Source organism: Pseudomonas sp. P4_C8 (genome assembly GCF_056401975.1).
The window spans coordinates 1-19,326 of the sequence record NZ_JBFUIH010000069.1; the positions used below are offsets into that span (position 1 = coordinate 1).

At 58.0% G+C, this 19,326-nt stretch carries 15 protein-coding genes; 8 read left to right on the top strand and 7 right to left on the bottom strand.

The features are described 5' to 3' along the window. Window positions 1-228: 228 nt before the first annotated feature. The 4 genes from AC1DWM_RS28170 to AC1DWM_RS28185 all read left to right on the top strand — a co-directional run bounded on the left by AC1DWM_RS28170 (window position 229) and on the right by AC1DWM_RS28185 (window position 3,320). The gene (locus AC1DWM_RS28170; RefSeq protein WP_223521924.1) at window positions 229-885 is read left to right on the top strand and encodes a DedA family protein; all 657 of its coding nucleotides are present in this window, start codon (window positions 229-231) and stop codon (window positions 883-885) included. Window positions 886-891: 6 nt separating this feature from the next. Further along, window positions 892-1,704: a M90 family metallopeptidase gene (locus tag AC1DWM_RS28175; protein WP_477796693.1), complete on the top strand. Its 813-nt coding sequence runs from the start codon at window positions 892-894 to the stop codon at window positions 1,702-1,704. A 113-nt stretch (window positions 1,705-1,817) separates the two neighbouring features. Next, window positions 1,818-2,345: an inorganic diphosphatase gene (gene ppa / locus AC1DWM_RS28180; RefSeq protein WP_008052339.1), complete on the top strand. Its 528-nt coding sequence runs from the start codon at window positions 1,818-1,820 to the stop codon at window positions 2,343-2,345. 228 nt (window positions 2,346-2,573) lie between these two features. After that, window positions 2,574-3,320, top strand: coding sequence for a S24 family peptidase (locus AC1DWM_RS28185; protein WP_477796694.1), 747 nt, complete (start codon window positions 2,574-2,576; stop codon window positions 3,318-3,320). 310 nt (window positions 3,321-3,630) lie between these two features. Here the strand turns inward: AC1DWM_RS28185 and AC1DWM_RS28190 are convergent, their stop codons facing one another. Beyond that, window positions 3,631-4,290 carry a MarC family protein gene (locus AC1DWM_RS28190; protein WP_223521920.1) on the bottom strand — a complete coding sequence of 220 codons (660 nt, stop codon included), beginning with the start codon at window positions 4,288-4,290 and terminating at the stop codon, window positions 3,631-3,633. Window positions 4,291-4,597: 307 nt separating this feature from the next. Between AC1DWM_RS28190 and AC1DWM_RS28195 the strand changes: the two genes are divergently transcribed. After that, the gene (locus tag AC1DWM_RS28195) at window positions 4,598-5,677 is read left to right on the top strand and encodes an HAD family hydrolase (protein ID WP_477796695.1); all 1,080 of its coding nucleotides are present in this window, start codon (window positions 4,598-4,600) and stop codon (window positions 5,675-5,677) included. A 56-nt stretch (window positions 5,678-5,733) separates the two neighbouring features. Here AC1DWM_RS28195 and AC1DWM_RS28200 read toward each other — a convergent pair whose 3' ends face one another. The 6 genes from AC1DWM_RS28200 to AC1DWM_RS28225 are packed head-to-tail and all read right to left on the bottom strand — an operon-like array spanning window position 5,734 to window position 15,911. Further along, window positions 5,734-6,549, bottom strand: a complete 816-nt coding sequence (locus AC1DWM_RS28200; protein WP_477796696.1) for a YfaP family protein — start codon at window positions 6,547-6,549, stop codon at window positions 5,734-5,736. A 3-nt stretch (window positions 6,550-6,552) separates the two neighbouring features. After that, entirely contained in the window at window positions 6,553-8,172 is a 1,620-nt protein-coding gene (locus AC1DWM_RS28205; RefSeq protein WP_477796697.1) for a DUF2300 domain-containing protein, read from the bottom strand. A 1-nt stretch (window position 8,173) separates the two neighbouring features. After that, a complete protein-coding gene (locus tag AC1DWM_RS28210) occupies window positions 8,174-12,739 on the bottom strand; it encodes an alpha-2-macroglobulin family protein (RefSeq protein ID WP_477796710.1) in 4,566 nt (1,521 codons plus the stop codon). Further along, complete coding sequence (locus AC1DWM_RS28215; protein ID WP_411741882.1) at window positions 12,736-13,386, bottom strand: DUF1175 domain-containing protein; 651 nt, start codon at window positions 13,384-13,386, stop codon at window positions 12,736-12,738. Before AC1DWM_RS28215 ends, AC1DWM_RS28210 begins: the two co-directional genes overlap by 4 nt. Continuing rightward, complete coding sequence (locus tag AC1DWM_RS28220; RefSeq protein ID WP_477796698.1) at window positions 13,371-15,083, bottom strand: DUF2138 domain-containing protein; 1,713 nt, start codon at window positions 15,081-15,083, stop codon at window positions 13,371-13,373. The genes AC1DWM_RS28215 and AC1DWM_RS28220 overlap by 16 nt, the downstream gene beginning before the upstream one ends. 36 nt (window positions 15,084-15,119) lie before the next feature. Further along, the gene (locus tag AC1DWM_RS28225; RefSeq protein WP_477796699.1) at window positions 15,120-15,911 is read right to left on the bottom strand and encodes a YfaP family protein; all 792 of its coding nucleotides are present in this window, start codon (window positions 15,909-15,911) and stop codon (window positions 15,120-15,122) included. 277 nt (window positions 15,912-16,188) lie between these two features. On the opposite strand from AC1DWM_RS28225, the gene AC1DWM_RS28230 reads away from it, so the two are divergent. The 3 genes from AC1DWM_RS28230 (at window position 16,189) to AC1DWM_RS28240 (ending at window position 19,319) form a co-directional block, all read left to right on the top strand. Further along, window positions 16,189-17,316 carry a Fic family protein gene (locus tag AC1DWM_RS28230; RefSeq protein ID WP_477796700.1) on the top strand — a complete coding sequence of 376 codons (1,128 nt, stop codon included), beginning with the start codon at window positions 16,189-16,191 and terminating at the stop codon, window positions 17,314-17,316. Window positions 17,317-17,428: 112 nt separating this feature from the next. Then, window positions 17,429-18,736: an AAA family ATPase gene (locus AC1DWM_RS28235; protein WP_477796701.1), complete on the top strand. Its 1,308-nt coding sequence runs from the start codon at window positions 17,429-17,431 to the stop codon at window positions 18,734-18,736. Then, window positions 18,729-19,319, top strand: a complete 591-nt coding sequence (locus AC1DWM_RS28240) for a retron system putative HNH endonuclease (RefSeq protein WP_477796702.1) — start codon at window positions 18,729-18,731, stop codon at window positions 19,317-19,319. The genes AC1DWM_RS28235 and AC1DWM_RS28240 overlap by 8 nt, the downstream gene beginning before the upstream one ends. The last annotated feature ends 7 nt before the right edge of the window (window positions 19,320-19,326 follow it).

Consider the following 19,326-nt stretch of genomic DNA (forward strand, 5'->3'; position numbering starts at 1 on the left):
TGTTGTCTGGGCTGACGCCATCGCGAGCAGGCTCACTCCTACAAAAAACCGCATCGACCATCGGTCTACCGCGACATCCCCCGCTATATACACTGAACGCTCTTTTCACTTTTCAGCCCGTATAATCCCGAGCTTTTCGACTTGCAAGAAAAACTACACTCCTATGTAGTCTTCCGCGAAGTCATCCGCACAGGCCTGCAGAGTCCGGCCGTTACCACAGGTGCCCCTATGGATTTCAACCCGATCGACATCGTGCTGCATCTCGACGTCTACCTCGACATGCTGGTAACCAACTATGGTGCCTGGATCTACGCCATTCTGTTTCTGGTGATTTTCTGTGAAACGGGCCTGGTGGTGACGCCGTTCTTGCCGGGTGACTCCCTGCTGTTCATCGCCGGTGCCGTTGCGGCCGGTGGCGGCATGGACCCCGTATTATTGGGTGGCCTGTTGATGCTCGCGGCGATTCTCGGCGACAGCACCAACTACATCATTGGTCGAACAGCAGGCGAAAAGTTGTTCAGTAACCCGGACTCGAAGATCTTTCGTCGCGACTACCTGCAACAAACCCACGATTTCTATGACAAGCACGGTGGTAAAACCGTAACGATGGCGCGTTTCCTGCCGATCATCCGCACCTTTGCACCGTTCGTCGCCGGTGTCGGAAAAATGCCTTACCCGCGTTTCTTTTTCTTTAGCGTCTTCGGCACGATCCTGTGGGTCGGCGGCTTGGTGACCCTCGGTTACTTCTTCGGCAACGTACCGTTCATCAAGAAAAACCTGTCGCTGCTGGTGGTGGGCATCATCCTGGTGTCGCTGCTTCCGATGGTCATAAGCATGGTCCGCAGCCGCCTCGCCAACGCTGCGTCCAAAACCCAATCGCGCTGATCCGCGATGTGGTCGCTTAGCGCCTGGCGCCGCCAGCGCATCCTGGCCAGGCACCCGATTGCCGACGACATGTGGCAGCGGGTGCGCCATCACCTGAGTTTTCTCGATGGCATCAGCGCCACTGAAGACCAGTGGCTGCGTGAAGCCTGCGTGCTGTTCCTCGAAGACAAACACCTGACCGCCCTGCCCGGCGTCGAACTGCACCAGGAGCAGCGCCTGCTGCTGGCAGCGCAGGCGCAATTGCCACTGCTAAAATTGGGCGACTTGAACTGGTATCAGGGTTTCCACGAAATAATTCTCTACCCCGACGACTTCCTCAGCCCCCAGCGCCATCGCGACGCCAGCGGCGTCGAGCATGAATGGGACGGCGAACACAGTGGCGAGGCGTGGCAACAAGGTCCGATTATCCTCGCCTGGCCGGGCGTGATGGCCAGTGGTGGCTGGGAGGGCTACAACCTGGTCATCCATGAACTCGCACACAAACTCGACATGCTCAATGGCGTCGCCAACGGCCTGCCGCCGCTGCACCCCGACATGCGGGTCAGCGACTGGGCCAAGGTGATGCAAGAGGCCTACGATGACCTCGACCGGCAACTGGAGCGCAACCCGGACGCCGAAACCGCGATCGATCCCTACGCCGCAGAGAACCCCGCCGAGTTTTTCGCCGTCACCAGCGAGTATTTCTTCAGCGCCCCGGATTTACTGTTCGAGGCTTATCCGCGGGTCTATGAGCAGCTCAAGCTTTTCTACCGGCAGGATCCACTGAGCCGGTTACGGCAACTTCTGGCTGCAGACCCGGTCTATCAGGCACGCGACTAAGGTCTCTACGACCCTTGGTACGTAGCATCAACGGCGGAATATGCCTATAATCGCCGCCACTTTTTGGTCAATCCGGCCAAGTATCTTTGGTCAACTAACGGGGGCACCGCCCAATGAGCTACAGCAAGATTCCGGCTGGCAAAGACCTGCCGAACGACATCTACGTCGCGATCGAGATTCCGGCCAACCACGCGCCGATCAAATACGAAATCGACAAAGACAGCGATTGCCTGTTCGTTGACCGTTTCATGGCCACCCCGATGTTCTACCCGGCCAACTACGGTTACATCCCGAACACCCTGGCTGACGACGGTGATCCCCTCGACGTGCTGGTAGTGACCCCTTACCCGGTGGCTCCAGGCTCGGTCATCCGCGCACGTCCGGTCGGCATCCTGAACATGACCGACGACGGCGGCGGCGATGCCAAAGTCATCGCTGTTCCACACGACAAGCTGTCCCAGCTGTACGTCGACGTGAAGGAATACACCGACCTGCCACCGCTGCTGATTCAGCAGATCGAGCACTTCTTCGCGAACTACAAAGATCTCGAAAAAGGCAAATGGGTGAAGATCGAAGGCTGGGCCGGCGCAGATGCCGCCCGCGACGCGATCACCAAGTCGGTTGCCGCCTATAAAGGCTAAGACGCCATCGGCCTCGCGCCACTGACGCCTTGAAAAGACCCCGGTTTATCCGGGGTTTTTTGTGGGCGCTCATAAAGCGCTTTAAACAGCGTGTTTATCTTTCGGTCGCTGCGGTTTTTTTCTGTTTAATTTGTTCGAAATACGTCTTACATCCGGTCGTAAATTTCCCTCGAAATTTGAACGGTTCGTTTATTCAAAGCCCCGCCCTGCGCCCGTAGACTCGTGTTTATGAAAAAGAACACTAGCGGCCCCCGGTTCAAAGCACTCCTCGAAAAAGCGAACATCACGACGACAGGATTTGCCGCGTTTTTCGACACGGAAGCACAAAACATCCACAACTGGTACACCCGCGGCGTGCCCGCCTACCGCATGGAAGAGGTCGCCAGATTACTCTCGGTAAACAGCCACTGGCTCAAAACCGGCGAAGGCCCGGAAGACGCCAAACACCTGCATCTGCTCGGCGAGTCTGGCAACACCTTCGACGCGCAGGCGATTCGTGGCATCTACACGGTAATCGAGCCGACGGATGTCGAACTGCCCCTTTACAAAGAAATGCCCATAACTCCGGGGTCCCATAAAACCCATATCGTGGAAGACACCGGCCAATTCATCCGACTACCCAAAAGCCACCTCGACTCCCTGGAAATCAATCATGCGGATGTGTTCTGCGTTCACATGCTCGGTAACGGCATGGGCGCGAGGATTGAAGATGGCTCCACACTAGCCATCGACCGTGGGCTGACCACGGTGATTGATGGAGAGATTTACGCCATAGATCATGACGGGATGCTGCGAATCAAATACCTGCACCGGATGCCAGGCAATGCATTGAGATTGCGCAGTTACAACAAAACCGAGCACCCGGATGAGATCCTTAGTGCCGAGCAGATTGAGAAGCAGAACATCAGTGTGTTGGGATGGGTGTTCTGGTGGTCGACGCTTAACAAACGCCGACCGGCGGTGCCGTTTCTGTAACACCGCGCAGCACACCACACCACACTGGGAATTCCCCAAAAAAATCAGTATGCTGCGCCCCACATTTGCGCATCGACCCGCCTCGCGGCTCAGATCGCACTGACAAGGCAGATGATTTTCTCGCCAAGTCCCACAGCCGGACGCAAGATCCGGGTGTACGTTTTGAAGGCTGACGCGGTTTACCAAAAATGATCCAAGCCAGTCCCCGAGAAGCCGGCCACAAGCCGGCTTTTTAATGCCCGAAACCCACGTAATTACTGGCCTCGCACGAAGCACCCCCTTCCCCGCAGATCACGATCACGCCGCCGCCCTACCCCGCTCCGCCATGGAGCAGCACCCCGTACGATTGCAGAAACTCCACCGTGCCGTGGAATATCAGGCCGACCCCCATGGCAGAGACGAAGAATCCGACAATTCGTGTGGCGGCATCGATACCTTGCGGGCCGATTGTCTTGAGGATGACTTGAGCGTAGGCCAGTGACAAATAGGTGGTGAACATGGTGGCGCAGATGGCCAGCGCCACCACGGCGAAAGATAACAGGGCCCGATCGGAGTCCTTGATGGTGCTGGTCAGTCCGATCACGGTGGCAATCGCACCGGGGCCAAACATGATTGGCATGGCCATGGGAATGAAGGACACATCCTGATCAGTGTCGTGGTTAGTGGGAATCAGGCTGCTATTGGGCGAGGGTGCGAAAAGCTCAAAACCGATACGCATCAGAATTATCCCGCCAACCACCCGAATCATACTCAGTGGCACTTCGAACAGGCGCAGTAGCAGGTTGCCGAAAATCAGGAAAAAGAACATCAGCAGTAATGCATAGATGCAAGCTTTACGTGCCACCCGGCGGAGCTCGGCAACGTCCTTGCCTTGCAACATACCAAGGAACACGGGAATCGCCTCCAAGGGATTGATGATGGCCAGTAACGTGGTGAACATACCGACAAACAACGTGAAATAGGTGTTCATGGAGCACCCTCGATAAGAGACTGATTTACATCACCATAGCGGATGATGAGCAAAGAGCTCGTTACGGACTTATTCTGCCGCCGGGACTGGCAGCGTGAACTCCACCGTCACTAGCGTTTCGCTGTGGTGCGTAGCGTCCAGACACCGGGTAAAAACCAGCTTACAAACGGCAACAGGGGGGGCAGGGTCGGCTTGAATAGCAAGTACTACCATCTACACTTGACTCCCAACTGACTGCTGTAGTCATAAGCAAAGTGAGCAGCCACGTACGACCAACGATTTACCAATCCAACCATAGGTAAACATCATGAAATTCATGATTTTGGTGCAGCGTACCTGGAGCTCCGTCATCTCTGCGAACCGTCCTGACGCTCATGTCAGGCGACGTTTTGGTTCACCCCTTGCCGTAATTGGGCTGAGTTTGATTGCGTCGACGGCGGTGTTCGCTGCCGACCCGCTGCCTTCCTGGAATGAAGGGCCGGCCAAGCAAGCCATCGTAGAATTCGTCAAGGCGACCACCCAGGAAGGCGGTGCTCAGTTCGTATCACCAGCCGAGCGCATCGCAACCTTCGACCAGGACGGCACCTTGTGGGTTGAACACCCTGCCTATAGCCAATTGTTCTATTGCCTGAGTCGCGTGCCTGCCGCAGTCGAGGCAAGGCCCGAATTGGCTCAAGTAGAACCCTTCAAAACAGTGCTTTCGGGGGACCATGCCGCCATGGCGAAACTGACCCTTGATGATTATCTTAAAATTGCCATGGTGACCCTGAGCGGCATGCCCACGGATGAGTTCAAGCAGCAAGTCCAAGCCTGGCTGGCCAAAGCCCGTGACCCTCGCTGGAAGCGCCCTTTTACCGAGCTGACCTACAAGCCGATGAAGGAAGTCATGCAATACCTGCGTGACAACGGCTACAAAACTTACATCGTCACCGGCGGCGGTCAGGACTTCGTTCGCGCTTATGCCGAAGAAGTCTATGGTGTGCCTCCCGAACAGGTAGTCGGCAGTGCCGGGGCCACCGAATATAGCTACGACAAAAGCGGCAAACCCGAGCTGATCAAGATGCCCAAGATACTGCTCAACGACAACGATGCGGGTAAGCCAGAGAACATTTACCTGATGGTCGGCCGTCAGCCTCAAGCAGCTTTCGGCAATTCCACCGGTGACAAGCAAATGCTGGAGTACACCAAAGCCGGCAAGGGCGCGCGACTGGCAATGTTGGTGCTCCATGACGACGCCGATCGCGAGTACGCCTATGGCCCGGCGCAAGGATTACCGGATAGTAAAGTGGGCACCTTTACCGAATCGTTGTTTAACCAGGCGAAAAATGAGGGCTGGACTGTGATCAGCATGAAAAAGGACTGGAAGAAGATTTTTTCATTCGAGTGAAACGCAGTTGTAGTTGAATTTTTGATTGTCCAGCAGCCCGCTGGACAATCACTTCATCATGGATAACTAAACGATTTCACCATCGTCAACTCCCCCACGGCCCGCATCGGCACCAGAAACGTCTCCATCTTCTCGTTCGGCGTACCTTCCTCGGTAATCACCGTCACCTGCGCCGTTGTCAGCGGTTGAACCGCATCTTCCTGCCCCTCATCGTCACTGCGATAGCCACCGCCAAAGTAGTTCACATACACCAGATACTGCCCCTTGATCGGCGCTGGCATGGCGAAAATTTCCGGGCCAAACCCGGTCGTCACATCAACATCCAGCGCCGCACCATTGGGCGCAACACGATCCCCGTACCAGATGTGCGCCCCCTCCGGCGTAATCAGGTGCAAGTCCAGATCCGTGTTATCGCTGTCCCAGGAAAGCAACACCCGTAACTTGGCTGGTGTGGCACCGCCACTGGCATTGAGAAATTGCGTGCGATGCCGCTGCTGGCCATCAGGGCTGCGCACTTCAACGCTGTTGCTGCCATTGGGAAACGAGAACGGGCGATCAAAGCGACCCGCCGAGTCGATTTTCAGCGGCATGCTCACGCCGTTGACGATCAGTCGACCAGGCTCCGCCGATTTGGGCGTGGATTTTATCTGACCGCTGATGCGCGCAGTGTTGGCCTGCCCCACCGGGGTGTTAACCGACGAAGCGGGATAATTGACGGTCTGACGGAAGTTTTCGCCTTCGCCCTCAACCGCGCCGGTACGCCAGCCACCGACGGGGGTGTCGAGTTTGACGGCGGCGTCGGCGGCGAAAATCGGCGGCAGTGCGCAAAAAGAACAAAGGAACAGGATGACCTGTGGATAACGGAGTTTCATGGCCTATTCCAGCAAGAGGTGGCGGGCGAGCCCTTCGATGTAGGTTTCATCCTGGCCGTTGGGGTGTGCTTCGAAGGCCAGATGCAGGTATTCGTGGGTCAGGTCGAGGCGGTCTTGCAGCGACAGCACGCCGCGTACGTAGATGCGCTGACGTTCGCGGTCGACGTAGGGCCGGCCGAAGGCCAGGCGGCAGACGGCGAAGGTGCTGACTTCGTTGTAGCCGACCTCGCTTTCCAACCGCGCACGCCAGCCGCGACGCTGGGTTTGCAGCCAGTCTTGCGCGGCGGGCAGTGCTTCGCAGGAGGCGACAGGGTTGTCCCAGCGACTGAGACTGCCGCGCGGGTAGGCGTGCATCAGGATGGAGTCGAAGCGTTGGCCGGCGTTGGCTTGTTCGACGGCTTGCTGCCAGGAGAGTTTGTCCGGGCCGGGTTGATCGGCGTGGTAGGTGACGGTACTGCCGGCCAGTACGAGGTCGCTGGTCCAGGCGGCGATATTGCGCGCTTCGTTAGTGGCTGGGCGTGGGGCGACGCGTTGACGGCTGCTGCTGTCGTCGATGCTCAGGCAGTCGCCATTACGGGTAGCGTTTTGCAGCAGGTAGGTGCGGATGGCGACGGCCAAGGCTTTGGCGGCTTCGGCGGGTTCGGGTTTGGCTTCGCGCTGGAGGACGCGGGCGACGTATTCTTCGCGGTCCAGGCGGGCGACGAGCTTGTCCTTCAATAAAAAGAGTTCGCCGTCGCTGTGGATATCAAGCTGGTTGCCTTTGCTGAATTCAATGCGATAGTCGCCCTGCAATGGCCCGGAAGAAACAACACGATCCCCCGCCAGAACGCGCTCGATCGGATAGCGGGAAAACAATCCGACTTCGACACAACGCCCCGTATCCGCAGGCCAGTCAGTCGGCAACGCTGAGGCTAACGCCTCACCGTAATGACGAAGCACTATTTGACTGGTCCCGCGCCCACCGGCCCAGATCGGCGTGCCATCCGCCGTCCAACCGGCAAACCCGCCCTGACGTGACGACGGGTCCTGATCCCCCAGCCAGCTCCAGGTTTTAACCCGCAACCGGCCACCGAGTTCGCCCACGACATTGCCGTCGGCGGCATTCAGCACCACGTCCAGCAACACCCGTCTCGTCTGATCCTGCGCCGGCATCCCGGCCAGCACCTTGAGCAATTCAGCGACGGAAACTCGCGCAGAGGGCTTTAATGAGGGCAAATCCAGTAACCACTCCGGTGCCTGTCGCGCTTGCCAATACGTGCGCCAGTCAGCGTCGGTGATGCCCAATCGCGCCGGTTCAAAGTACAAGCCACACGATTTCACCAACGCCTGATCGCGCTCAATTTTGCCGCCGGCCGTGCAGCAATAAACTTCTTCTTTTGACTGCCCGCGACATTCATAAGGCGATTCTTGAGCGCCGGTATCCACCAGCCAACCGTACACAAACAACTTCCACAAACTGCCCAATGGCGCCTGCAAATCAGCAGGCATGGGCTCGCGTGAAACCACCTGAGTCCGGCTCAACGACAGTAGTTCGCCCTTGAAACCCAGCCGCAGCGGTTCGTCCTGCGCTGTCGCCAGAGCAGGAGTCAAACACAGCAGCAACCAGACCAGAGGCCGGGTCATGTCAGTTGACCGTAACCTGACCAAGGGCCGGCTTCTGTTCCTGCGCCTGATGTTGCGGCGCATAAACCTGAGTGAACCGCACTGGCGGCAAATTGAACTGACCCTTCTGCGAAAAGCGCACCAAGTGACGCAAGCGCATTTCCCCGCTCAAGGCATCCACCGGAATCGCGTAAGCCATTTGCCCCGGCTCGAAACGCGCCTTCTCCAGCGCCGTCGGTTCGGTGCCAGCCTTGCCCATCAACTTGATGCCCCACGTCGTGCGCTCGACATCGGCACCCGGCGGCAGCGGCACTTCGAGCATGCCGTAGCGCAGCGGTTTCGCGGCTTTGCTGGTGATGATCACTTCGTCCAGATACAGACTGTCGCTGGACAATGGCTGGGTGCCGACCGCTTCGAGTTTGAAGGTGAAGGCCTCATCACCCGGCACCAGACGCGACAGGCGACGAGTGATGGTCACTGCCATCGGATCAATCGAAGGTTGTTGGGTCTGGTAGCTCAACGCGGCACGCAATGGCCGTTCCTGCGTCCCAGCCAACGACAACACGGCCGGCACTGGCGAAACACCCTGCCACGTCCAATACATCTCACCGGTATCACTGTGTTCTTTCTTCCAGCCTTCCCCCGGTGCCAATGCGATGGTGGGCGAAGCCTGCTCGATGCTGCGTTGCAACCAGGTCAGCGCCAAGGCGCGTTCCAGCGTCGATTGCTGCGGCAGCAAGCGTTGCAACAAGGCTTGCGCGTGAGCCGGATCGAAGGCTTGCAGCGACAGGTTCAGCGCTTCGGCGAACGGCTGCGAGCTGACGGCCAAACGCTGTTGCGCATCCGCCAGTTGACGATTGAAAGCGTCCGGCAGCGTCACCTTGGACTGACGCGCAAGTGATGCCGTCAACACGCGCGCAGCGGCTAAGCCGAGCGCCGAATCCGGATCACTCATCACGAGGCTGTCTTCACCGTCCTCCATCAGGTTCGCGGCGTTACCCTCGCCCGCTTTCGCCAGGTCATCCATCAACCCACTGAGTAAGGTGTTCACCGGCAATTGCATCTGTTTGGCGAACGACAGGATCAGCGCGCGCTGCAACAGCGGGGTGTTTTTGGCCTGCTTCGAATACACCTCCAGCACCCGCTGCCAATGCTCCGGCGGCAGGCTCAGCTCCAACGCTTTACTGGCGTACCAGTCGGCGTAGTAAGCGTAAGCGGTCAGGAACGCATCCGGCTCGCCGTCCATGCCCCACCAGGTGAAGCTCGCGTAAGGCCCGGCCATTTGCACCAGTCGCAAGCGGCTGTTTTGCATGATCAGGCGTAAGCGATCGCGGATTTGCGGGTTCGACGCCAAGGTTGGATACGCGATGCTCAGCGGCAGCAAACGACTGGCGGTTTGTTCAACGCCGCCGTATGGATAACTGAGCAAATCATCCAGCGCCGAACGGAACAGCGCTTGCGGGCTGTCATCCAGACGCAGGCGAATATCCGTCGCGTCCGCCGGCAAACTCAGCGGTGTTTCGCCGCTGGCCACGTCCAGACTTTGGCTTTGCGTAACCTGCCAACCTTCACCGGTCGCGGTCAGGCGCACGGCCAGCGCGTCAGCGGTTTTGCCATCCTGCACCAGTTCGGCAGTCCACTCGCCAGAGGCCAACGCGAACGCAGGCAGCGGGATGTAGTTGATGCCATTGTTCAGGGTCACCGGCACACGCTGATCGGCGCCGCCGTAATGAATCACCAGCTCAGCCTTGACTGGTTTTTCAGCCTGACTGAAGGCAAACACCCCAAGAGCCGGCTTGTCGCCACTGCGGAATTTGGTTGGCCCGCTCCACTTCAGGTACAGCGGTTTTTCCGAGCGCACGAATTGCTTCTTCTGCCCGACCTGACCGTCATCGGCGATGGCTCGGGCGGTGATGCGCCAGCGGGTCAGCGAGTCCGGCATCTTGAAGGTGAAGCGGGTTTTGCCGTTGGCATCGGTGATCAATTCCGGCTGCCACGCGGCGGTGTCGACGTCTTCACGACGTGGCCGCTCCAGCACTTTCACCCCCCGCTCGCTGCGGTTGGCTTTGCCCGGCGCGCCCGGGCTGCCCGGCAACGCCACGTCGTAGCTGATGAACGACAGACTGGCGCTGGTGCGCACGTTGTTGCGGCGTGGGTGGTAGAAGAACTGGTCGATGGTTGGCGCAACTTCCGGTTGCAACGCGTAGACCATTTCGTCGACCACGCTGACCGTCAGGTGTGCCGGAATCGGCTTGCCGGCGAACTGCGTGGTGAGGTCGACCGACACGGTATCGCCCGGCTGATAGGCCTCTTTATCGGTGACGATGGCCACGTCGATTTGCGGCGCAATCACCTTGATGCCGGCGTTCTGAAAACTGTACTGACCGCCCTTGGTGTACAGCACGGAGAAGGTCAGGTTCGGCGCGAAATTGTCCTTCACCGGAATGCGCGCACGGTATTGGGTGTCGCTGAGTTTTTCCATCTTCAGCCAGTCGCCGCCCTTGGACAGCAGCGCCGTGGCCTCGACCTTGTCGCGCTCCAGCGACAGCAGCGCATCGCTGATTGGTTCCGGGAAAGTGATCAACGCCAAGGCTTCATCACCCGCTTTGTACTCCGGTTTATCGAGGACAATTTCCACGGTGCCCGGCACGGCTTTGACGCCATCGCCGGTGACCGAATGACCGGTCGCGCCAATCACGCGGCCATGGTCATCCTTCAACGTCAGGTTGTAAGTGCCCGGACGGTCGAAAGCCACGGTGAAACCTTTGTCCTTCGCGGCAAGTTTGCCGTCGCCGCTGCTCTGGTCTTCCAGACGCACCCAGCCGTAGCTGCTCGGCGTGACGGTTTTGCTCTGCTCGTTGGCGCCTTCGTTTTGATAGCTGAAAATGACTTTGTCGCCCACCGCACTGAAGCGTTGCGGCGCACTCAAGCTGAAACTCGCGGCACCACGGTCAATGAGAATCTCCTTGGTGGTCTTGACCCGATACGCCGCGCCATCGCTGGCAAACACGGTGAGCATGTAGCGGCTCGGCTTCTCGGCGGCCGGCAGGTCGAGGGTCGCGTTGCCTTTGGAATCAGTGGTCAGTTCGGTGCTGGTCAGCTCCACCGGGAATTGCCCGAGGTATTGCAGTTCGTTGTCGACCATCGACAGTTGCTGGGCGCGCAGGCTCAAGCTCAACTTGGCGTTGGCCACCGGTTTACCGTCCGGGTATAGCAACACCAGGCTGCCCTTGACCGGTTCGCCAGTGCGGTAATCCTGCTTGGCCAGGTTCAGCGAAATTTCGAAGTGCGGCTTGATGTATTCAGCCACGCGGAACGCACTGCTGTAAGTCTGATCCTTGTAGCTGAAACGCAGTTCATAACCGCCCGCCACCGCATTGTCCGGCAACTGGAAACGACCTTGGGTGCCCGCCTTGGAATCGAGTTTCAACGCCAGCGATTGCAGCGCCGTGCCGGTGGCATCGAGCACGGTCACGTTGACGTCGGCTGCGGTCGGCGCCACCGAATCACGCGCATTCTTGAATTCGCGCCCGACGATTTTCAGCGACACCCAATCCCCCGGCCGGTACAGCGGCCGGTCGGTGAAGGCGTAGAGTTTGGTGTCGTAGATTTCGCTGTCGTAGTAGAAGTTCTCGGAGACAAACACCCCGCCCTCTTCGTCCTCGCCGATCACGAAAGAACGCTCGGGGCTGACGTGTTTCAGACGCAGCAAACCGTCGGTGTCAGTGGCGCCGCTGCTCATCACGCCGAGGCCGTCGGTCCACAGCACATTAACCTTGGGCACCGAACTGCCTTCGTGTTTGCGCGCGGCCCAGACCACCAGTTCATCACCGGCAATCTTGCTCACCGCCACAGTGTTCGAGACAAATACCATGGTGGTCGCGCGGTACTTGCCGATCAGCGCTTCCACCAGGTACAGACCCGGTTTCAGGTTGCCCAACGGGATGTACACATTGCCCGGCGCGACACTGACGAACTCGCTGGAAGAACCCGCCAGGTTCACACCCTCAGGCGGCTGGATCGGTTTGGCTTGCCACAGTGGATAGCGGAATTGACTGACCACCGGCAAGCCCGGAATCAGTGCGAATTGCGGCTGGGCGTCGTAAGGCGTTGGCGCGGCAATCGCGGTGCCCATCTTCAGTTCCGGCACTGCCTCGGTGACTTGTTGGCGGGACTCGTAGGAAAACGCCCGCTGCATCACGCGACGGGATTTTCGGTACCAGTTGTCCCACAGGTACGCGAGCGTGTTCGACAGACCTTCACCTTTGAACTGGCCATCGCTGACGACGCGGTGCAGGTTCTTCTGGCGTTTGAGAAAATCCAGCGGCTTGTCGATGCGGTACACACGAATGTCGGCGCCGCCGTAAGGCTCCATGCGAAACCGGCGATAGTCACGACCCGGCGCTTCGAGGCGCACCATGGCTTGTTCATCGCTGGCGAAACTGCTGTCGGCCAGCAGAAAAAAACTTTCACCGGCCACTGGCGTGTAGCCGCTCGGCTCGACGGTGTCTTCGGCGTTGACCGCCGAGAAAGGCAGCATCAAGACCAACAGCAGAGGCAGAAAACGCAACATGCGGGCACCGATCATTGGGAGAGAAAGTTCAGTCGATAGACGCCGATGAAGTTGGGGTTGGCTGCGTCGGGTATCCATCGGGTGTCCTTCCATGTCATGAGTTGCTGCAGGCTTGCCGAACGCATGCCGTTGTCAGTGGGGGTGGTGGTGCCGGTGTGATAGGCGATGTAGCGGCCCATCCAGATCATCAGGTGCTGGTCGTCGCCCTGATCGAAAAACATCAGGTCGCCGGGCCGGGCTTGCGCCACATCACGGCTAATCAGATGGCTGTTGAACTGAATCAATTTGATCGCGTTGACGTACGGCCCGACCTTGCCGCCGCCCTGTTGCCATTGCTGGGCGAGACCACGTTGCGCCTCGCTCAATTGCAGTTCCGGTGGCAGGTAGCGATTGGACAGGCCATTGCTGCGCAGCCATTTATCGTCATGGACTTTCAGCGCTTCGTTGGCGGCGAACCGCACCAGTCCCGCGCAGTCCTGCTGATACCAGCGCGGGCTCGGGCCTTGGGTCAGTTGTTCCTGGGCGATGCGCACGAACCAGGCGCGGAACACCTGGGATTGCTGCACGTCGAGGGGTGGCGCCTCAGTGGCGAGCGCGCGACTGCCCAGCAACATGGCCAGCAAGCCGAGGCCTCGGATGAGTGCAGTCACAGGGCTTTCCATTGCAGCGGCAGCCATTGCCAGTGGCCGTCGGGTTCGCTGCCTTCGGGCAAGGTCAGGGCGTATTTTCCATAGCCACCGAGCTTGCGCAATTTCGGGATCAGGTAGGTTTGCGCGGCGTTGTAAAACACCGGTTCCATGTCCTGCGGCAGGCTGTCGAGGGTTTCCTGTTGCATCAGTTGCGCCATGGGCTCCGGGCCGAAGTAGAGCGGCATCAGCAGGTCTTTCGGCACCACGTCAGCCATCGGCGGGAAGCGTTTGTCGAGGGTGCCGAGGGCCTTGTCCACGAGTTTGTCGTCGAGGGAGAACAGCAGCGTCGAGCCGTGACGGGCCAGGCTGACTTTCATGAAGGCCTTGCCGGAAATCGCGTCCGGATCTTCAGCTTCCTTGGCTTTGTAGGGGCCGAAGTTGGAGCTGACCTGACGCTGCCACTGGTGGGTTGGACCTTCCTGTTTCTCGACCACCGGGAACGCATGCTCTTCGACATTCGGCTCAAAGGCGCCGACCATCGAACCGAACAAACTGCCCAGATCACCGTCGAGCTTGGCGCTGTCATCGTCGTTCAGGCTGGCCACCAGCAGCGGTGTGTAGAGACGCGAATCGGCATACCAGCACAGTCCGGCGGCACCAGCCATGTGTTCGGTCAGGGCCTGGGCCACGGTTTCTTCGGCACCGAGTTTCACCAACAGCGGTTTCTGTTGTTCCGCCGCGAGGGGCAAAGCAACGCAGGCGCTGGCGCCCATCGGCATGGCTTGCCAGATCGGTTTGAAGTCGAAGTCCGGCTGATCCTCTAGTTCATCCAGAGCAAGGAAGCTGTGCCAGCCCTTGTCGTCCATGTCGAAGCGCAGTCCGGCGAAGTTCGGGATGAAGCGCTGGTAACCCATGGCCAGAACGCTGGAGTTCACCGAGAGACGTTGTTTCACTTCCGGTGTACGCGGTGGCAGGCCGAAGGCTTCGGGGAACAGTTTGTCGCCGTTCAGCAGAGCCGCCAGCGCCAGGGTCGAAACACTGCCCGGCTCTTCCGCCGCTCCGTTACTTGGGTCGTAGAGTTTGGAGGGATTGGACAGCACCACCAGTTTGTCGCCATGGGAAGCGAAGACCAGCGCTTTGCTGTTGTTGTAGGTGAGCTGATAAAGCGCCACGTCGTCGGCACCGACCTTCACATCACTGAGTTTAGTCAGCTGTGAATCGTCCAGCGCCACTTTGGCCAGCGGCTCCAAGACCTTGGCCAGGCCACCGCGATCCATCACCAACAGGAAATCCTTGAGCCGGCCATCCGCCCCGCGCCACAGCGCCACGTCGGCTGGTTGATCGAAGAGTTGCTCGATCAGGCTGTCCTGCAATTTCAGGTCATGCTCGTAAATGATCCGTCGCAGACTGCCGATCAAGCCGAGACGATCGACATGCGCTTCGTAATAGAAGACGAAATCTTCGGTCAGGGTTTCCTTGAGGAACGGCACCGCCAGCAGGTCCTTGGGCAATTGGCTCAAGGAGTGGGTTTCGAGCAGACCGTCCGGCCGGCTCATGCCCAGTTTGTCGCTAGCCAACTCCGCCAGTGGCGCTTTGGGTTTGTGCATGAACCACCACAACCCACCCGCCACGCCAGCCACCAGGCACAGCCCGACCAGCAGCGCCGGCCAACGGCGGGGAGCTTTGGCAGCAGGTGCGTCAGCGGCCGGGGAAACAGTCTCTTCACTCATGTTCACAACACCCAATTCATCCGTGGTGCGGGATGCTTAATAGTTGAAAGTCTTGACCAGCAGCAGGTCACCGATGGCCCGCAGGGGCACGATGAAGGTCTCGCGTTTTTCGTCGACGGTGTTTTCGTTGAGCACCAGGTTGATCTGCGAGGTGATGACCTCGTTCTGGTTGCTGGCCTCCTCGAAGTTATAGCCGCCGCTGCCGAAGTTGCCCCAATAGTTCACATAAACCAGATAGGTGCCATGCAACGGCGCGGTCATGGTGAACATTTCCGGACCGGGGCCATCGACGCCGTCGGGGTCGAGGCCGCCGCCATTGGTCAGCGCCGAGTGAGCCCAAAACGCATGCTGGCCGTCAGGGGTAATGATGTGCAGGTCGAGCTCGGCTTTCGGATCGTCCCACCCCAGCACCACACGAATCCGTGCCGGCGTGCGCAGGTTGTTGGCTTCATAGAATTGAACGCGCTTGAGCGACTGGCCTTCGGCACTGCGCACTTCGACGCTGTTGGAGCCCGCGCCAAAGGCATACGGCCGGGCGAAACGCCCTTGGTCGTCGGTGTACAGATTCAGTGGATTACCGTTGACCGCCAGCGTGTGCGGCCCGCGTTGAGTGCCGATGGCCTTGAGTTGGCCCTCGATCATCGTGCGATTGCGCTGCACGCCTCGGTCGATGGGCGGCGTGGGATAGGCAACTTGCGGGTTTTCGCTACGGTCGAGCAGACCGCTAAAGCGCCAGCCGCCGACCGGTTCCGACAGCTCAGCCGTCGGTTCTGCCCAGGCAGCGGTCGCGCAGACCAGCCCCATCACCAGCAAAAGAAATGAACGCATGTGATGCCTCCTGCCATGCATAACGAAACCTTGCGCCCGATCCTCGGCGCGTTACAGATCCAAATACTGCGTTTCGTCAGAAAGACCCGGTGACTGATGGGTCCTGGAAGGCGCGAGGGTAGCGATTTGGCTGGTTTTTAACAATCGGATCCATCTTGATTTGCGGGGGAAGTCACGAACATTTGAGTGCGTGAGCCGAATAGCGAGGTTATTCGGCTCACAAAATGAGCCGAATAAGACTATTATTCAGCTCATTCACTCTGGAGTTACCGTGGCCATGGCACCTCACTGGATTTGGCAACAGCCTGATTGGCCGAATTTCACTTGGCAATCCGAACGCCTGACGCCGCTATTGCGTGAGTGCGTGCAGGCGCAAGGTCGGTTGATGGGCATGGCCAGTTCTGTGGGTGGCTCACTCAACGTGCAGAACGAACTGGATGCGTTATTGCAGAACATAGTGACGTCTTCAGCTATCGAGGGTGAGCAGCTGAATGTTGGCTCGGTCCGCTCATCACTGGCGCGACGCCTGGGTCTGGAGGTGGTCGATGGCGATAAAGTCAGCCAACGCAGTGAAGGGCTAGCGCAGTTAATGCTCGACGCGACTCAGCACTTTGCGCAACCGCTGACATTGGAGCGGTTACTGGCATGGCATGAATGGCTGTTTCCGGATCAGGGCATGAATGTTGCCGCCCGGTCGATTCGTATCGGCGAATTGCGCGGCGATGAGCCGATGCAGGTGGTTTCCGGACGACTCGACAAACCGACCATCCACTTCGAGGCACCACCCCGCCTTGGCCTTGAACAACAGCTCGATACTTTTCTTGCGTGGTTTGAAAACAGCCAGAGACAGGGCGGGCTCGATCCATTGTTGCGGGCCGGCATCGCGCACTTCTGGTTCGTCACGCTGCACCCTTTTGACGACGGCAACGGTCGCCTGACGCGCACGATCACCGATCTGGCATTTGCTCAAGGTGAAGCGCAGGCGATCCGTTTCTATGCCATGTCGGCGAGCATCCTTGAGGATCGTTCAGGCTATTACCAAGTGCTGGAAACCAGTCAGAAGGCTACGCTGGATATCACCGAATGGCTGGAGTGGTTTCTGCAAACCCTGCTGCGCAGCTTACAACAAGCCATGGCCTGGATCGAAAGCCTGCTGGGTAAGGCACGTTTCTGGCAGGCGCACAGGATGTCATCGCTATCGGCCGAACAGATCAAGGTACTGAATGGCCTGCTCGATGGAGAAGACAACATCAACGCGACACAGTATCAAGCGGTTGCAAAGGTATCCAAGGCCACTGCGACGCGTCATCTGGCTGAGTTGCTGGAGAAGGGTTGCCTGAAACGCTTGCCCGGTGGCGGGCGCAGTACGCGTTATCAAATTGATGATTCAGATCCATTTCCATGATCAGCAACCCTCCAGTTTCAAACAAAGATTTTAACTGGAGCTCAATGTCATCTCATGGTCAACTACGGCCAGAAAAACCGTCGGCAAGGACGGTAGAACCAGAGGTAAGCCTGTGAAGCTGCGCAAACTGAAACTCAAGGATTTCCGTCGATTTGAAGACATTGAAATCGACTTCCATCCTGAACTGACGGTAATTGCCGCACGTAACGGGCAAGGCAAAACTACCATTCTGGAAGCCATTGCCACCGCTCTCGGCCCCTTTGTAGGCGCATTCGATATGGGAAAGTCCAAGCACATCGAACGTACTGACGCTCGTTATGTTCGCTTGGGCAACAGTTTTGAAAATGAACAAAGGTTTCCGGTCGTCATTGATGCGGCTCTTGATACTCCAAGCATCCAGTGGCAGAGAGCCCTGCATGGCCCCAAAAGCCGTACGACAACCAAAGAAGCGACTCCTCTGGCCAACTGGGGTAAGAATCTACAAGAGCTACTGCGTTCCGAAGTAGCGACTGCCTTGCCGCTAATTAGCTACTACCCTGCAGGACGGCTCTGGATCACCCATAACAACAGTTCACGAAAAGCGGTGGTGAGTGCCAGCAGAACCATGGGTTACGAAGACTGCCTATCCTCTGCATCCAACTTTGTGCAAATGCAGCAGTGGATGCGTAAGGCGACAATGGCACTGCTCCAACAACAAGAGCTACCGGGTTATGAACAGTCAGACCTGAAGCCCAGAATCGCCGGAATTCAAAACGCCGTAAATCTGGTTCTGGAGAATGAGGGGTGGAGCAACTTCCATTACAGCCTTGGCTATGAAGATCTCGCGATGTCTCACCCTGATCACGGGCTGTTGCCTATCAGTCTGCTCAGTGATGGCGTTCGCGCAATGATCTCGCTGACCGCCGACATGGCATTTCGTTGTGCGCGATTGAACGGTCAATTTCAGGATAAAGCCCCGCTGCTGACTGAAGGCATTGTTCTGATAGATGAAGTCGACCTGCACCTTCACCCCGCTTGGCAACAACAAGTGCTCGCAGCCTTACGCAAAGCGTTCCCAAAGATCCAGTTCATCGTCAGCACACATAGTCCACAGGTACTGACTACCGTGAACCGCGAACAGATCCGCGTGATTCACAAGGATGAGCAAGGCTGGATTTCTGAACAACCGACAATGAGCCCTTTAGCACAGGAATCGGGAGACGCACTGGCTGGGGTCATGAATGTGAGTACCCGCCCTCCTATGGACATAGTTGAAACAGCTCACGAATATGAGCAATTGTTCCGGGATGGCGCAGGCACCAGTCCACAAGCGAAACAGTTGAAAAAGGAGTTGGACGACGCAGGTTATGAAATTTCCGAAGCTGATATGACTCTCTGGACGTTCCTTGCAGCGCAAGTTAGGAAGGCGCGTAATGATTGAGTTGGCTCATAACCCTGTAACACCGCAGGCGCTTGTGGATTTCAACGCGGCCTATCCACATGCGGGGCCAGGGGACTTCGATGGAAATGCCTTTCACTTAGTGAAAAAAATCGTGAAGGCGAGCCTCCATTACGATCAAGGCGGGCTTTGCGTTTATTGTGAAACGCCACTCGAGCCCGATTCAGGACAAATTGACCATATCAAACCTAAGCGCGGCAACGATGGACACCCTCACTTGACGTTCACTTACACCAACTATGCGCACGGGTGTATCCGATCAGATGGGTGTGGACAGCGAAAAGGAGACCGGGTCCTCCCAATTGAACCTGCACCCGGCTGTAACGAGCGGTTCTCGCTGTCATCGGATGGCTCGCTGGAACCTATGCCTACTCTTAACAGAAGGGAAAAGCATGTGGTTCGCCAAACGAGAGACATGCTTGGGCTTCAAAGCGCTGCGCTCGTTCGTGAACGTGAAAAATGGATAAACGCCTTTGTCAGTCTCCTGAAGGAACAACCATTGATTGCGCAAGATTTTCTGAGAGAAGCCCCCTTCCGCCATATTTTGCTTCGTTTGATCAGTTAGCCTCTTC

Bases quoted from the DNA above. Each gene is read 5' to 3' on its own strand.
- AC1DWM_RS28190 (WP_223521920.1), bottom strand. From the start codon at position 4,290: ATGAACACCTATTTCACGTTGTTTGTCGGTATGTTCACCACGTTACTG.
- AC1DWM_RS28195 (WP_477796695.1), top strand. From the start codon at position 4,598: ATGAAATTCATGATTTTGGTGCAGCGTACCTGGAGCTCCGTCATCTCT.
- AC1DWM_RS28220 (WP_477796698.1), bottom strand. From the start codon at position 15,083: ATGAGTGAAGAGACTGTTTCCCCGGCCGCTGACGCACCTGCTGCCAAA.
- AC1DWM_RS28240 (WP_477796702.1), top strand. From the start codon at position 18,729: ATGATTGAGTTGGCTCATAACCCTGTAACACCGCAGGCGCTTGTGGAT.
- AC1DWM_RS28215 (WP_411741882.1), bottom strand. From the start codon at position 13,386: ATGGAAAGCCCTGTGACTGCACTCATCCGAGGCCTCGGCTTGCTGGCC.
- AC1DWM_RS28185 (WP_477796694.1), top strand. From the start codon at position 2,574: ATGAAAAAGAACACTAGCGGCCCCCGGTTCAAAGCACTCCTCGAAAAA.
- AC1DWM_RS28175 (WP_477796693.1), top strand. From the start codon at position 892: ATGTGGTCGCTTAGCGCCTGGCGCCGCCAGCGCATCCTGGCCAGGCAC.
- ppa (WP_008052339.1), top strand. From the start codon at position 1,818: ATGAGCTACAGCAAGATTCCGGCTGGCAAAGACCTGCCGAACGACATC.
- AC1DWM_RS28230 (WP_477796700.1), top strand. From the start codon at position 16,189: ATGGCACCTCACTGGATTTGGCAACAGCCTGATTGGCCGAATTTCACT.
- AC1DWM_RS28170 (WP_223521924.1), top strand. From the start codon at position 229: ATGGATTTCAACCCGATCGACATCGTGCTGCATCTCGACGTCTACCTC.
- AC1DWM_RS28205 (WP_477796697.1), bottom strand. From the start codon at position 8,172: ATGACCCGGCCTCTGGTCTGGTTGCTGCTGTGTTTGACTCCTGCTCTG.
- AC1DWM_RS28200 (WP_477796696.1), bottom strand. From the start codon at position 6,549: ATGAAACTCCGTTATCCACAGGTCATCCTGTTCCTTTGTTCTTTTTGC.
- AC1DWM_RS28225 (WP_477796699.1), bottom strand. From the start codon at position 15,911: ATGCGTTCATTTCTTTTGCTGGTGATGGGGCTGGTCTGCGCGACCGCT.
- AC1DWM_RS28210 (WP_477796710.1), bottom strand. From the start codon at position 12,739: ATGATCGGTGCCCGCATGTTGCGTTTTCTGCCTCTGCTGTTGGTCTTG.